The sequence below is a fragment of the Streptomyces sp. NPDC006510 genome (assembly GCF_040611955.1).
Classification (GTDB): Bacteria; Actinomycetota; Actinomycetes; order Streptomycetales; family Streptomycetaceae; genus Streptomyces.
In genome coordinates this window covers 1-14033 of sequence record NZ_JBEXPH010000202.1, presented here as the reverse complement: position 1 = coordinate 14033, position 14033 = coordinate 1, and the positions used below count along the sequence as shown (strand labels likewise).

Sequence of the window (14033 nt, the reverse complement as noted above, 5' to 3'; positions counted from 1 at the left end):
CGAGCGCCGCGGCCATCCGGGCGGCGGCCGGGCGGGACGCGTCGCGCAGCGCGTCGACGGCGGCCAGCACCGCCTCGCGGCCGTCCCGCTTGGGTACGCCCTCGGCGGCCCGCTCGTACAGCTCGGCACCCTCCGCCAGGACGAGCGCGGTGTCGATCCCCGCCGGAATCTTGATCCCGGCGTGCTGCCGCCAGGTGGTGACCGGATCGCTCCAGGCCTCGACCGTATACGTCCAGCGGCCCTCGGAAACCGGAGTGACATCGGCGCCCCAGCGGTCGGTGCCGGGAGCGAGTTCGCGCATCGGTGTCCAGGGGCCGGGGCGCCCGCCCGGGTCCACCAGGACCACGTTGGCGGCGACGGCGTCATGGCCCTCGCGGAAGACGGTCGCGGTGACCTGGAAGGTCTCACCGGCAACGGCCTTGGCGGGCCTTCTGCCGCAGTCGACGAGGGGACGGACGTCGAGGACGGGAATGCGACCGATCATGGAATCACCTGGGGACTGGGGTTCGGGCTGAACGGGGCGCGGCACAGTGGCGGAGGGCGAAATGCGCGCACCGCGACCGATCGGATCCGTCCTTTCTAGCTGCTCCGTCGACGGCTGATGGGGTGTGGGCATGGCCGCTCCTGTCCGCATTCACTCGAATGGCAGTCGAATGACCTGGGCACGGGTATGTTTCGCGGAGGTGAACCGGATGAACTCCGGACCCGCGGATGCCTCGCATTCGTGCTGCATTCGGGCGGCATTCATATGGCGCCCGGTGCGCACTCGGGCTCTGTACCGGAGAAGCCTTCCCGCGATTCCCGGTGGGCCAACCCGGTGATTTGTTAACTACTCGGGCGTATCTCTGACGACCCGTTCGCACCGGGCGCCGCCCCGCGTCCGCGGGCTCGCCGGTGGCCGTCCGGACGCCACTGGGCAGCTTTCCCTCTGGTGTGGAGTGCCACAAGACCGGATGCGGGAATGGAATCGGCCATTACCTGTGTGGTCGGTGTGTCCGGACGGGTCGCGAGGGAATCCGGATACGGATGGGGCGGGGGACCGGCACTACCGTCGAGGGTGACGGAGCGGCGCACACCGTGGTGCGTCCGCCCGGATCCGTACGTCCCCTGTCAAGGTGGAATACGTGAAGGCCATTCGTCGATTCACCGTGCGTCCCGTCCTCCCCGACCCCCTTCGACCGCTCAGCGACCTCGCCCACAATCTGCGCTGGTCCTGGCACACCGAGACCCGTGAGCTGTTCCAGGCCGTCGACCCGGAGGCCCGGCCGACCGCGGAACGCGATCCCGTGCGGCTGCTCGGTGCCGTGTCCGCCGGACGACTCGCCGAGCTGGCCCGGGACCAGCGGTTCCTGCACCGCCTGACCGAGGCGACCCAGGACCTCCGGGACTACCTGGACGGACCCAGGTGGTACCAGGAACAACTGGAGCTGGGAGCGGAACTCCCGGCGGCCATCGCCTACTTCTCGCCCGAGTTCGGGGTGACCGCGGCCCTGCCCCAGTACTCCGGCGGGCTCGGCATCCTCGCCGGCGACCATCTCAAGGCCGCCAGTGACCTCGGCGTCCCCCTCATCGGGGTCGGCCTGCTCTACCGGCACGGCTACTTCCGCCAGAGCCTGTCGCGCGACGGCTGGCAGCAGGAGCACTATCCGGTGCTCGATCCGAACGAGCTCCCGGTCGCCCTGCTGCGCGAGGCCGACGGAACCCCGAGCCGGGTGGTGCTGTCCCTGCCCGGCGGCCGTTCGCTGCACGCCCACATCTGGCAGGCCCGGGTCGGACGCGTACCGCTGCTGATGCTCGACTCCGACGTGGAGGAGAACGCGCCGGGCGAACGCGAGGTGACCGACCGGCTGTACGGCGGCGGCAGCGAGCACCGGCTGCTCCAGGAGATGCTCCTCGGCATCGGCGGCGTGCGGGCCGTGCGGACGTACTGCCGCCTCACCGGGCACCCGGAGCCCGAGGTGTTCCACACCAACGAGGGGCACGCCGGCTTCCTCGGACTCGAACGCATCCGGGAACTCTCCGGCACCGGACTCGACTTCGACTCCGCGATGGAGTCCGTACGGGCCGGCACGGTCTTCACCACCCACACACCCGTGCCCGCCGGGATCGACCGGTTCGACCGCGAACTCGTCGCCCGGCACTTCGGCGACGACGGCGAACTCCCGGGCGTGGGCGTCGAACGCATCCTGCAACTGGGCATGGAGACCTACCCCGGCGGTGAACCCGGCCTGTTCAACATGGCGGTGATGGGACTGCGGCTCGCCCAGCGGGCCAACGGGGTCTCCACCCTCCACGGCTCGGTCAGCCGGGAGATGTTCGCCGGGCTGTGGCCGGGCTTCGACGCGGCCGAGGTGCCGATCACCTCGGTGACCAACGGGGTCCACGCACCCACCTGGGTGGCGCCCGAGGTCTTCCGGCTGCGCAACCGCTACGGCGGTACCCCCGGACGCTGGGACTCCGCAGCCGAGGTCCCGGACCGGGAACTGTGGGACCTGCGGCGATCCCTGCGCGGACAGTTGGTCACCGAGGTGCGCGAGCGGCTGTATGCCTCATGGCGGGCCCGGGGCGCCGAGCCGGCCGAACTCGGCTGGATCGACGGTGTGCTGGACCCGGACGTGCTGACGATCGGCTTCGCCCGGCGCGTTCCCTCGTACAAGCGGCTGACGCTGATGCTGCGCGACCGCGACCGGCTGATGGAACTGCTGCTGCACCCGACCCGCCCGATCCAGATCGTCGTCGCCGGCAAGGCGCACCCCGCCGACGACGGCGGAAAGCGGCTGGTGCGGGAACTGGTGCGGTTCTCCGACGACCCCCGGGTGCGACACCGCGTCGTGTTCCTGCCGGACTACGGGATGGCCATGGCGCAGAAGCTCTACCCGGGCTGCGACGTATGGCTGAACAATCCGCTGCGCCCGCTGGAGGCCTGCGGTACGAGCGGGATGAAGGCCGCGCTCAACGGCTGCCTCAACCTCTCGGTGCTCGACGGCTGGTGGGACGAGTGGTTCGAGCCGGACTTCGGCTGGGCGATCCCGACCGCCGACGGTCTGGCCCTGGACGAGGACCGCCGGGACGATCTGGAGGCGGCCGCCCTCTACGAGCTGATCGAGGACCGGGTTGCGCCGCGTTTCTACGACCGGGGCGCCGAAGGGCTGCCGGAGCGCTGGATCGAGATGGTCCGCCGCACGCTGGGCACGCTCGGTCCCAAGGTGCTGGCCGGGCGGATGGTGGGCGAGTACGTGGAGCGGCTGTACGCGCCCGCCGCGCACGCCCGGCGTGCGCTGGACCCCGGGACGGCACGCCGGCTCGCCGACTGGAAGGCCAGGGTCCGTGCCGCCTGGCCGCGTGTGGCCGTCGACCATGTGGAGGCCGTGGCGCCCACCGCGGCGGACGGTTCGGCCGAGCTGGGGGCGACGCTGCTGCTCCGGGTGAGGGTCGCGCTCGGGGCGCTGGAGCCGGACGACGTGGAGGTGCAGGCGGTGGCCGGCCGGGTGGACGCCGCCGACGGGATCTCGGACGCCCAGGTCTTCCCGCTGAAGCCGGCCGGGGGCCAGGACCTGGAGGGCCGCTGGCTCTACGAGGGGCCGCTCGCTCTCGACCGCACGGGGCCGTACGGCTACACGGTGCGGGTGCTGCCGGCCCATCCGCTGCTGGCGACCGGGTCCGAACTCGGCCTGGTGGCGCTGCCCGAGGAGGCGGCGGGGGACGGCGCGGGCGTACTGATGCGCTGACGTACCACCCTCCGGGGGCCCGGTGCCCGTGCGGTGCCGAGCCCCTTCGCTTTCTGAACCCAAAGCCTTGACGTGCCCATGGGCTGCATTTAAGTTCCTCACTCATTGCAGGGTTCACGACTCGATTCGATGCCCTCGTCCGTGAACACCCGTGGCGTTCTGTCTAGTTGCCAAACCAACGCCGTACCGGAAGGCACTCATATGCGCACCGGAACCATCGGACGAGGCCTCGGCCTCACCATCGCCCTCGCATCGCTGATCACCGTGCTCTCGATGGCCCCGGCATCGGCGGACAGGGTGGCCTCCGCCGCGAACCCCTCGGCGATGACACCTGCCGCGATCGCCGCCCCCGCCTCCTTCACTCATCCCGGCGTCCTCGTCAGCCGCCCCCAACTCGACTTCGTACGAGGAAAGGTGCAGGCCGGAGAGGAGCCCTGGAAGAGCGCGTACGACCAGATGCTGGCCAGCACGTACGCATCGCTCACCCGCACCGCCCAGCCGATCGCCGTCGTCGAGTGCGGCCCGTACTCCGACCCCGACTACGGCTGCACCGAGGAGCGCGACGACGCGATCGCCGCCTACACACTCTCGCTGGCCTGGTACATCAGCCAGGACAGCCGCTACGCCGAGAAGGCCATCGAGATCATGGACGCCTGGTCGGCCGTGATCCAGGACCACACCAACAGCAACGCCCCCCTCCAGGCCGGATGGGCGGGCTCTACCTGGCCGCGCGCCGCCGAGATCATCAAGTACACCTACAGCAGCTGGCCGAACTCCGGCAGCTTCGCCACCATGTTGCGCGACGTCTATCTCCCGGAGGTCATCAACGGTTCCCAGTACAACGGGAACTGGGAGCTGAGCATGACCGAGGCCGCGATCGGCATCGCGGTCTTCCTGGAGGACCGAACCTCCTACGACAAGGCGGTCGTCATGTTCCGCGGGCGCGTTCCCGCGTACATCTATCTGACCTCCGACGGCGACCTTCCGATGACCGCGCCGGGCAGCGGACTCGACACCCCCGACGAGATCATCAAGTACTGGCAGGGCCAGTCGACCTTCATGGACGGCCTCTCCCAGGAGACCTGCCGAGACCTCGGCCACACCGGTTTGGGCCTCTCCGCCATCTCGCACATCGCCGAGACCAGCCGGATCCAGGGCCAGGACCTCTACCCCGAGATCGCCGAACGTCTGCGTCACGCACTGGGACTGCACGCCAAGTACCAGCTCGGCGCCACTGTCCCGGAGTCGCTGTGCGGCGGAACTCTGAAGGGCTACCTCGGCCCGGTCACCGAGGTCGGCTTCAACGCCCTGCACAACCGGATGGGCATCGCCATGACCGACACCCAGACCCTCACCGAGCGGCAGCGGCCCGCCGGGTTCAACAAGCTGTTCGTCGCCTGGGAGACCCTGACCCACGCGAACAACCCCAACTGACGGGCGGTGCCCGCGAACAGGAAACCGCCCGGAAGGAGCGTGAGCTCCTGCCGGGCGGTTCTGCCGGGTCTCAGACCCGGCTCCGGGTTCAGAAGGTCAGCTTGAAGCTGTTGATCTTGCCCGTGTCACCCGAGTAGACGTCCTGGACCTTGAGCTTCCAGGTGCCGTTGGCCACCTCGGACGACGCGTTGACCGTGTACGTGGTCTTGACGTCGTCCGCGGAGTCGAAGCCCGAGTTCTTCAGGCGGTACGTGGTGCCGTCCGGGGCGACGAGGTCGATGACCAGGTCACCGCGGTAGGTGTGGGTGATGTCCACGTCGGCCTTGAGGGTGCTGGGCGCGTTGCCGGTGATACCGGTGACGTTGACCGAGCTGTAGACGGCCGCACCGCGGTCCGGGATGGCGACCGAGGTCTTGTTCTCGAAGACCTTGCCGCCCGGGTCCGGGTTGCCGCCGTCACGGGTGCCGACGTTGATGGCGGCCCAGGCGTCCCCGACGGCCTTGTACTCGGCGCTGGTCGTGCCGTACAGCTCACCGGCCACGGCGAGGGTGCCGGTGCGGGCCGCCGCGTAGTTGGTGGTGGAGGTGAACTTGGTGGTGAGCGCCTTGAACCAGATCTTCTCGGCCTTGTCGCGGCCGATGCCGGTCACCGGCAGGCCGTCGGAGGTCGGGGAGTCGTAGGAGACACCGTTGATGACCTTGGCGCCGCTGCCCTCGGAGAGCAGGTAGAAGAAGTGGTTCGCCGGGCCCGAGGAGTAGTGGACGTCGATGTTGCCGATGCCGGAGTACCAGGCGTCCTTGGACGCGCCGTCCTTGCTCGGCTTGTCCATGTAGCGCAGCGGAGTGCCGTCGCCGTTGATGTCGATCTTCTCGCCGACGAGGTAGTCGCCCGGGTCCTCGGTGGTGTTGGAGTAGAACTCCACGGCCGCGGCGAAGATGTCGCTGGTCGCCTCGTTGAGGCCACCGGACTCGCCGCTGTAGACCAGGTTGGCGGTGGCGGCGGTGACACCGTGCGACATCTCGTGCGCGGCCACGTCGAGCGAGGTCAGCGGCTTGACGTTGCCCTCGCCGTCGCCGTACGTCATGCAGAAGCAGCTGTCCTGCCAGAAGGCGTTGACGAAGTTGTTGCCGAAGTGGACGCGGGAGTACGCGCCGACGCCGTCGCCCCGGATACCGGTGCGGCCTTGCACGTTCTTGAAGTAGTCCCAGGTCTCGGCCGCGCCGTAGTGGGCGTCCGCGGCGGCGGTCTCGGCGTTCGACGGGTTGCCGTTGCCCCACACGTCCGTGGAGTTGGTGAACAGCGTCCCGGTGCCGGTGTCGGGCGAGGTGTGGTTCAGGTTGTACGTCTTGTGGTTGCCGCGGCCCGTGTCGGTCAGGGTGTACGACGGGGCGGTGCCGAGGGTGACCTGGCCGTTGTACTGGGTGTTGCCGGTGCCGTTCTCGACACCCTGCCACTCGTACAGCTTCGCCCCGGTGGCCGCGTCCGTGATGACGTGCAGCTCGTTGGGGGTGCCGTCGTGCTGGAGGCCGCCGACGACGGTCTCGTAGGCGAGCTGCGGCTTGCCCTGCGCCATCCAGACCACCTTGCGGGGCGCCCGGTCGGCCTCGGTCTTCTTCGAACCGTCGGCCTTGGCGAGGCCGAGCGCCTGCTTCTCGGCCTTGGCGGGCGCGACGTCCGCCTTCAGGTCCACGGCCTTCAGCTGACCGCTGGTCACCTTGGAGGCCTTGGTGACGCCCTGGGTCGCCCCGGACTTGGACTCCTTGACGATCAGGTCGCCGCCGAGCACCGGGAGTCCGGCGAAGGTGCGCTCGTAACGCGTGTGCGTGGTGCCGTCGTTGTCCTGGATGACATCCCGGACGACGAGCTTCTCCTGCGAGCCGAGACCGAGGTCCTTGGCCGTGCCCGCCTTGCTCGCGTCGGCCTCGCGGATCAGCTCGGCGCGCTGGGACGGGGAGAGCTGCTTGGCCAGGGAACCCTGGTCGGCACCGGCGGACGCCGGTACCGCCGAGGTGGTGCTGCCGGGGGTGGCAGTGGCCGTACCGGTCTGGACGCCGACGGCGAGGAGGGCTGCTGCGGCTATCAGAGCGCCGGTCGCGGTGGCACGACGGCTGGGCGTGGATCTCACGCGGACTCCTTTTGCGAGGGGGGTACCGGCGGCACGGTGAACCGTCCGGGGTGAGCGAGAAGTGCGCAGAACGGGGTGAAGAGTGTCAGCCGGAGCATGTTCCTGTCAGGACCGCGTCAACAACTTGGCCAAAATTCGTCCGTTGCCGGAAAGGTCATGTTCGTTAAGCGGACGTTTCGCGGAACATCATCGCGATGCCGTCCAACGTCCTCCGCAGGCCGAATTCGAAGAGAATGCCGAGACCGAGCTCGAACTCCTTGTGTTCGAACAACGCGCTGAGGAACGGGTACTCGCCACTGGCTGAGATGGCGTTGAAATGTGGCTCATTTCTTACCATCCACTCCTCGGCGGAGAGCCCGGTGTCCTGACGCGTCTGCGACTCCGGCTCGCCGGCCATCGCCAGTCCCTGGACATGGGCGTGCAGCGTGAGGTGGATGTGCAGCTTCGTGCGCGGCGGCAGTCCGGTTCCGGCGAGGGCACGCAGTGCCCACTCCGTGTACCGCATCGCGTGCGGGGTCGCCGTCGGCCGGGCGAAGGAGGTCACGGCCTGCGCCATCCATGGATGGCGCCCGTACACCGAACGCGGCCACCGGGCGGCGAGTTCCAGCCCCGGTCGCCAGTTCTGGGGTACGGCACCCAGCGGGCGTTCCCCGAAGGCCTCGTCCGACATCAGCCGGCCGGCTCCGCCTTGCCCCGCACACGGCGGTACAACGCCATGGTGGAGGTGGACAGGACGGTCGCGACCCGGCGCATCGACGCCGCGGGCAACCCTCGGCGTCGGCCGGCCCGACGGCGGTACGCACGATGCGCCCACGGCTCGGCGCGGGGCCGCCGCCCGAACCGCCGGGGCCCGGCGCGCGCCGCTCGGCGACCACCGTGCCGACCCCCGGCACCGCCGGCACCAGGCCCTGCACCAGTGCACCCGGAACGGCGTACGCCCGGTCGACCCGGGGAATTCCACAGGGCACATGGAGCAGGCCGGGAGGTGCGCCACGGCAGTGTTTGCGCTGTACACGGAGCAACTGCTGTGCTCCCGGCATGACTTCAGGACCGCACCTGCCGACACAAAGCCCGTGCCGAGGAGCGGAGACCCTGGGGCGTCAGTCGGTGGTGAGCACCATCCGGAAGCGGGCGGTGCCGGACAGCATCTTCCGGTACGCCTCCTGCGCCCCGTCCAGCGGCACGGTCTCGGTCATGGGGCGGATCCCGTGCAGGGCGCTGAACGCCAGGGCGTCCTGCACGTCCTGCGCGGTGCCGGACGGGTGGCCCCGGACGACCTTGCCGCTCATCAGCAACTGGTTCGGGCTGATCCCCAGCGGCTCCGGGTCCGCGCCGATGACCACCAGCTCACCGCGGGGCGCGAGCCCCTCCACGGTCGCCGTGATGGCCTCGGAACTGGCGGCGGTGGCCAGGACGGTCCGAGCGCCGCCCAGCACCTGCAACGCGTCCGCGACCGAGGTGCCCGCGGTGCTGTCGATGTAGTGGTGCGCGCCGAGCTCCTTCGCGAACTCGGCCTTGGCGGCCCCGCGGGCGATCGCCACCGTCTCGAAGCCCATCGCGGCCGCGTACTGCACGCCCAGGTGGCCGAGGCCGCCGATACCGAGCACGGCGACCAGATCCCCGGGCCGGGCGGAGCTGCGCCGCAGTCCGTTGTACGTGGTCACCCCCGCACAGCCGATGGGCGCCGCGTCGGCCGCCGACAGCGCGTCGGGGATCCGGGCCAGGGCGTCCGCCGGGACGGTCACGCTCTCGGCGTAGCCACCGTCGTACGCCCAGCCGGGCACCTTCAGGTTCGGGCAGACGACGAAGTCGCCCCGCCGGCAGGGGATGCAGTGGCCGCAGCTGCCGCCGAACCAGCCCACCGCCACCCGGTCGCCGACCCGCCAGGCGCTCTGCGTACCGTCGCCGAGCTCCGCGATCCGGCCGGCGATCTCGTGCCCGGGGACCAGCGGGAACCGTACGCCGGGGAGTGCGGCGTTCACGAAGAGGGCGTCGCTGTGGCAGATCCCGCAGGCATCGACGGCCACCCGGACCTGACCCGGACCCGGCTGCGGCACCGCGCGCTCGACGATCTCGAAAGGACCGCCGGCGGCGGTGGCCTGCGCGGCTCGGTAGACGCTGGGGACGCTCATCTGGATCTCTCCGGGATACGGGTGGACGGCCCCCGGAACCAGCAGACCAGCTCCGGCCCGGTCGCGCGCGCCGAGCGGCGCGAACGAGGGGCGCGGACGAGGAGTGGGATCCGCCGGGGCCGCGCGTCGCCGGTTCAGGGTGCGGGCGGCCGTTCGCCGTGCCAGGAGCGCCAGAGTGCGGCGTAGGCGCCGTCGGCCGTCACGAGCTCGTCATGGGTGCCCAGTTCGGTGATCCGGCCGTCCTCCATCACGGCCACCCGGTCGGCGTCGTGGGCCGTCTGCAGGCGGTGGGCGATGGCGACGACGGTCCGGCCTTCGAGCACGGCGGCCAGCGCCCGCTCCGTGTGCCGGGCCGCCCTCGATCCAATAGTTCAGGATTTTATGGATTCAAGAATCCGTGTATCGTCTTGTCCATGCTGACCCCCGCCACCGATCTCGACGCCCTGACCCGGTTCGGCCGGGCGCTGGCCGACCCGATCCGCTGCCGGTTGCTGCTCGCGCTGCGCGAGGCCCCGGCCCACCCCTCCGATCTCGCCGACGCCCTCGGTATCTCGCGCACACGGTTGTCGAACCACCTGGCGTGTCTGCGTGACTGCGGCCTGGTCGTGGCCGTGCCCGAGGGGCGCCGCACCCGCTACGAGCTGGCCGACGAACGCCTCGGCCACGCGCTGGACGACCTGCGCACCGCGGTGCTGGCGGTCGAGGCCGACAAGACCTGCGTCGACGCCGAGACGAAGGGATGCTGCTGATGACCGCGATATCCCTCGGACCGTCCCCGGCCCGGCGCGACGTGCTCGCGCGCCGGATACGGCTGCTGGTCGCGGCGACCATCACCTACAACGTCATCGAAGCCATCGTCGCGATCACCGCGGGGACCATCGCCTCCTCCACCGCGCTGGTCGGCTTCGGCCTGGACTCCGTCATCGAGGTCTCCTCCGCCGCGGCGGTCGCCTGGCAGTTCTCCGCCCGCGACCACGCGGTACGCGAGGCCCGGGAGAAGACCACCCTGCGGATCACCGCCGTCTCCTTCTTCGCACTCGCCCTCTACGTAGGCGTCGACGCGGCACGGGCTCTGGCCGGCACCGGCGAGGCGGAACGGTCGGCCCCCGGCATCGTCATCGCCGCGCTGTCCCTGGCGATCATGCCGTTCCTGTCCGCTGCCCAGCGCAAGGCAGGGCGCGAACTCGGCTCCGCCTCCGCGGTGGCGGACTCCAAGCAGACTCTGCTGTGCACCTACCTGTCCGCCGTACTCCTGGTCGGTCTGGTCCTCAATGCCATCCTCGGCTGGTCCTGGGCCGACCCCATCGCTGCCCTGGTCATCGCGGCCGTCGCGGTCAAGGAAGGCCGCGACGCCTGGAAGGGCAAGGGGTGCTGCGCGGTTCCCGCCGTCCCGTCTGCTCCCTCCGTGGTCAGCCAGGCGGACGCGTGCGGCTGCCGCCCCGGGTGCGACTGCTGCACCTGACCAGCACGGAGAGGCCACGAGGGCGGGCAGTCTGTCGGGCCCGGCTGCTTGCCCTCGATCGGCTCCAGGTCCGCATCGTCGGTGGGTGGCGGCACGGCGGCCTCACGCTGCGATCGATCCAGGCCGCGGGCATGAGGCCTTGGGGCCGTTCGGCCCAGCACCCGGGGCCATGCTCCCGATTTCCGCTGAAGCCGTTCCTCATCCAGGCTGGAATGGAGGAAGCTGGCCAAGGGAAGTGATCGGCATGATGTGGTACGACGGCGGCTGGGGCTGGGGCAGCTGGTTCGTTATGACCGTGGTCATGGTGCTGTTCTTCGCACTGGTGATCGCAGGCATCCTTGCCCTTGTCCACTACCTGACCAGCGCCCACCGTGGCCACCAGCCCGGCTCGCCCACTCCCTCTGGGGAGCACGGGTGGGGAGGCAGGCGAGCAGAGGACCTGCTCGCCGAGCGGTTCGCTCGCGGGGAAATCGACGAGGACGAATACAAACGTCGCCTCGCGCTGCTGCGGGAACAGCGGTGAACGCGGACCGCCGACGCAGGATGTGGCTGGTCCTGGCCGGTGCCGCCGCCGCGCTGCTGATGGGCATTGTCACGACAGCGCTACTGGCCGCCACCGGCGCCTTCCGCAGTCCACACCCCGCCAACTGGCGGGCGTCGAGCACCGCGCGGTGCACAGCGCCCCCACTGCCCGGCCAGGTGGTCGAGGTGACCCTGGCCGATATGGGCCCCGGCATGATGGACCGCCCCAGCGGTCCGGGCCCCGGCTGGAGCGGAATGCGCATGATGCGCCTGATCGCTCACCCCACCACCGTCACGGCCGGAACAGTGTCGCTGCGCGCGGTCAACGCCGGATACCTCACACACGAAGTGGTGGTGCTGCCCCTGCCCGCGGAGCGAGGCCCAGGACAGCTGCCCACCGGTGCGGACGGGCGCATCGATGAGGCAGGCAGCCTCGGTGAGGCCTCACGCAGCTGCGGCGCGGGCGCGGGTAACGGCATTGCCCCGGGAGCGACCGGATGGATCACACTCACGCTGCGGCCCGGCCACTACGAGCTGGTCTGCAACATCCCCGGCCACTACCTGGCTGGTATGTACGCCGAACTCGACGTCACCGGCCGCTAGCACTGGCCGGCACAAGCCACCCCGGGCACGGAACGGAAGGCGGCGTCCAGTCGCACCCTGGTCATCGTGCGGTGCCGCATGATGGCCGGCCACGCGTTCAGCACCCCGGCCCCCAGCAACGCGGCGACCCAGCCGGTCGGCGCGGGACTCGCCCCGGTTGCAGCCCGTCGTCGATGGCGCGGGACAGCAGGTACGGCGGCAGCGTCAGACAGACCATCCAGGCGCTGCCGAGCCGGGCACCTGGACAGGGAGATCACTTCGGTACTGCCGCTGGTGAGGTCCTACCATCAGCTTCAGGCTGCGGCGCTCTCCCGGGCGGCATCCGTGGCCATGATCGACGCGGCGGGAGCGGCGGTTCCTGCGTCGAGTGGGCCCCGACGCATGCGTCCGCCAACGGCATAGTTCCCCCCGGCGCTGGAGACGGTCTATTTGCCGAATCGCCGTTCACGATTCGCGTACGAGCGAAGTGCGCGCAGGAAGTCCACGTGACGGAACGCCGGCCAGTAGCAGTCCACCCAATGCATCTCGGCATACGCGGACTGCCAGAGAAGGAAGCCGGACAGCCGCTGTTCTCCGGAGGTTCGGATGATGAAGTCGGTGTGGTCGGCTGTCGGCGAGTACAGATGCCGGGAGATGTCCTCGATTTCGAACCGTTCGGCCAGTTCGGCAGGGTCGCCACCGGCAGCGATGTGTTCCTCGAAGGCGCTCTTCACCGCATCGACGATCTCCCGTCGGCCGCCGTAGCCGACCGCGACGTCCACTTTGAGCCCGCCGCGCCCGGTGGTCGCGGCAGCGGCCTCCTTGAGTACTTGGGCACTGGTACCAGGCAGCATGTCGAGCGAGCCGATCACCTGGACCTCCCAGGGACGGCCTGCGGCCGTGATGTCCCGGACGGTCTCTTCGATGATCTCGATCAGCGGGCCGAGCTGCTCGGCGGGGCGCCCGAGGTTGTCGTCGGAGAGCATGAAGAGGGTCACGTGCTCGATTCCGTCGGCAGTGCACCAGCCCAGGAACTCGGTCGTCTTGGCGCCGCCCGCCCGGTATCCCTCCCGTACGTCCGCGTGACCCGCCTGCCGAGCCCAGCGCCGATTGCCGTCGAGCATGATCCCGACGTGCTGCGGGCGTGGCAGCCCCGCCAGGGTGGCGGCCAGTCGGCGCTCGTACACCGCCTCAATCGGCCGTCGGAGAAACAGCGGGAGCAGCCTCATGAACCATCTCCATCGCGTTGTGGATGATCTTCACGGACCCTACCAGGGGCTCTTCGACGAGCTCGGTGGGCATTCTGAATAGCCTTGCTGCGCACGCTACTTGGCCTGGGCCGAGTGGGCGACGGCGCGGCGGCGCCAGTTCGACGTCCACCAGAAGGCGCCGAGGAACAGGACAAGGCCGGGGAGCAGGAGGATGGGGCCGGCCACATTGTTCTCCGGTTGGGCCCATGCCCTGATGCCGGTTCCGGTCATCAGGAAACCCGCGGCGCCGCACAGGCCGATCAGGTAGCCCTCGATCCGCATCGGTACGGGCACGTCCTTGGGCCTGACGCGCGCCCTGCCGGAGTTGACCAGCCGGAGCGCTTCGGCCTCGCCACGGCTGCCGAGGCCTGCCCCCAGCGAGCCTTCGGACCCGGCGGGCTGCCCGTCAGGGCTCTGCCTGTCGGGGCTCTGTCTCGGGGCCTCGGCGTAGGGGATTTCGGCGAACCGAGTGGTGAACACGGCGTCCGGGACGACGAGGACGGCGTTCTCATCCGTCGGCGCGGAGCGCAACTGCTGAAGTGCCTCCTCGGTGTGCGGCGAGCCGAGCGCGGCGATGCAGCGGGCGAGCGCCTGTCCGGCCTCCGCCTCGGTGGGGTAGTCGACGCCGGTGCTCAGCGGTGCGGAGAACGGGTTTTCGTCGCTGTAGTGCGCCCAGGTCCATTCGGTGTCCACACCCGTCAACCTAGTGCCGCATCAGGCAACGTTTGCCTTGTCGACGACGGCTTGTAGGTGCTGGTCGTCGGCATGGCGGTTTCGCCAGATGATGTAGCGGCGGAT

At 70.0% G+C, this 14033-nt stretch carries 12 protein-coding genes and 2 pseudogenes; 6 read left to right on the top strand and 8 right to left on the bottom strand.

What is annotated here, in order from left to right:
• Positions 1-484 (bottom strand): maltotransferase domain-containing protein (locus ABZY11_RS36930; protein ID WP_356483354.1); only part of this gene is annotated, 484 nt, incomplete at its 3' end.
• Between the two features lie 640 nt (positions 485-1124).
• Between ABZY11_RS36930 and glgP the strand changes: the two genes are divergently transcribed.
• Positions 1125-3728 (top strand): alpha-glucan family phosphorylase, encoded by a 2604-nt coding sequence (gene glgP / locus ABZY11_RS36925; protein WP_356483353.1) that lies wholly within the window; start codon positions 1125-1127, stop codon positions 3726-3728.
• Positions 3729-3929: 201 nt separating this feature from the next.
• Positions 3930-5162 carry an alginate lyase family protein gene (locus ABZY11_RS36920; protein WP_356483352.1) on the top strand — a complete coding sequence of 411 codons (1233 nt, stop codon included), beginning with the start codon at positions 3930-3932 and terminating at the stop codon, positions 5160-5162.
• 88 nt (positions 5163-5250) lie between these two features.
• On the opposite strand, the gene ABZY11_RS36915 is transcribed toward ABZY11_RS36920, so the two are convergent.
• The 4 genes and pseudogenes from ABZY11_RS36915 to ABZY11_RS36900 form a co-directional block, all read right to left on the bottom strand.
• Positions 5251-7287, bottom strand: coding sequence for a M4 family metallopeptidase (locus ABZY11_RS36915; protein ID WP_356483351.1), 2037 nt, complete (start codon positions 7285-7287; stop codon positions 5251-5253).
• Positions 7288-7450: 163 nt separating this feature from the next.
• Positions 7451-7957: a TetR/AcrR family transcriptional regulator C-terminal domain-containing protein gene (locus ABZY11_RS36910; RefSeq protein ID WP_356483350.1), complete on the bottom strand. Its 507-nt coding sequence runs from the start codon at positions 7955-7957 to the stop codon at positions 7451-7453.
• A gap of 430 nt (positions 7958-8387) precedes the next feature.
• Entirely contained in the window at positions 8388-9419 is a 1032-nt protein-coding gene (locus tag ABZY11_RS36905; RefSeq protein WP_356483349.1) for an alcohol dehydrogenase, read from the bottom strand.
• A 134-nt stretch (positions 9420-9553) separates the two neighbouring features.
• Positions 9554-9772, bottom strand: a pseudogene (locus tag ABZY11_RS36900) (ABC transporter ATP-binding protein); the annotation flags it as partial.
• Between the two features lie 60 nt (positions 9773-9832).
• On the opposite strand from ABZY11_RS36900, the gene ABZY11_RS36895 reads away from it, so the two are divergent.
• The 4 genes from ABZY11_RS36895 to ABZY11_RS36880 all read left to right on the top strand — a co-directional run bounded on the left by ABZY11_RS36895 (position 9833) and on the right by ABZY11_RS36880 (position 12006).
• Entirely contained in the window at positions 9833-10168 is a 336-nt protein-coding gene (locus tag ABZY11_RS36895; RefSeq protein ID WP_356483348.1) for a metalloregulator ArsR/SmtB family transcription factor, read from the top strand.
• Positions 10168-10881 carry a cation transporter gene (locus ABZY11_RS36890; RefSeq protein ID WP_356483347.1) on the top strand — a complete coding sequence of 238 codons (714 nt, stop codon included), beginning with the start codon at positions 10168-10170 and terminating at the stop codon, positions 10879-10881. Before ABZY11_RS36895 ends, ABZY11_RS36890 begins: the two co-directional genes overlap by 1 nt.
• A gap of 244 nt (positions 10882-11125) precedes the next feature.
• Positions 11126-11404, top strand: a complete 279-nt coding sequence (locus tag ABZY11_RS36885) for a hypothetical protein (RefSeq protein ID WP_356483355.1) — start codon at positions 11126-11128, stop codon at positions 11402-11404.
• The gene (locus ABZY11_RS36880) at positions 11401-12006 is read left to right on the top strand and encodes a sulfocyanin-like copper-binding protein (RefSeq protein WP_356483346.1); all 606 of its coding nucleotides are present in this window, start codon (positions 11401-11403) and stop codon (positions 12004-12006) included. The genes ABZY11_RS36885 and ABZY11_RS36880 overlap by 4 nt, the downstream gene beginning before the upstream one ends.
• Before the next feature lie 26 nt (positions 12007-12032).
• On the opposite strand, the pseudogene ABZY11_RS36875 reads toward ABZY11_RS36880, so the two are convergent.
• From ABZY11_RS36875 to ABZY11_RS36865, 3 genes and pseudogenes are all read right to left on the bottom strand, one after another.
• A pseudogene (locus ABZY11_RS36875) lies at positions 12033-12223 on the bottom strand (ABC transporter ATP-binding protein); the annotation flags it as partial.
• 208 nt (positions 12224-12431) lie between these two features.
• On the bottom strand, positions 12432-13214 hold the full coding sequence (locus tag ABZY11_RS36870) for an isoprenyl transferase (protein ID WP_356483345.1): 783 nt from the start codon (positions 13212-13214) through the stop codon (positions 12432-12434).
• A 96-nt stretch (positions 13215-13310) separates the two neighbouring features.
• Complete coding sequence (locus ABZY11_RS36865; RefSeq protein ID WP_356483344.1) at positions 13311-13928, bottom strand: hypothetical protein; 618 nt, start codon at positions 13926-13928, stop codon at positions 13311-13313.
• Positions 13929-14033 lie beyond the last annotated feature (105 nt).

Bases quoted from the DNA above. Each gene is read 5' to 3' on its own strand.
- ABZY11_RS36920 (WP_356483352.1), top strand. From the start codon at position 3,930: ATGCGCACCGGAACCATCGGACGAGGCCTCGGCCTCACCATCGCCCTC.
- ABZY11_RS36910 (WP_356483350.1), bottom strand. From the start codon at position 7,957: ATGTCGGACGAGGCCTTCGGGGAACGCCCGCTGGGTGCCGTACCCCAG.
- ABZY11_RS36905 (WP_356483349.1), bottom strand. From the start codon at position 9,419: ATGAGCGTCCCCAGCGTCTACCGAGCCGCGCAGGCCACCGCCGCCGGC.
- ABZY11_RS36895 (WP_356483348.1), top strand. From the start codon at position 9,833: ATGCTGACCCCCGCCACCGATCTCGACGCCCTGACCCGGTTCGGCCGG.
- ABZY11_RS36890 (WP_356483347.1), top strand. From the start codon at position 10,168: ATGACCGCGATATCCCTCGGACCGTCCCCGGCCCGGCGCGACGTGCTC.
- ABZY11_RS36885 (WP_356483355.1), top strand. From the start codon at position 11,126: ATGATGTGGTACGACGGCGGCTGGGGCTGGGGCAGCTGGTTCGTTATG.
- ABZY11_RS36870 (WP_356483345.1), bottom strand. From the start codon at position 13,214: ATGAGGCTGCTCCCGCTGTTTCTCCGACGGCCGATTGAGGCGGTGTAC.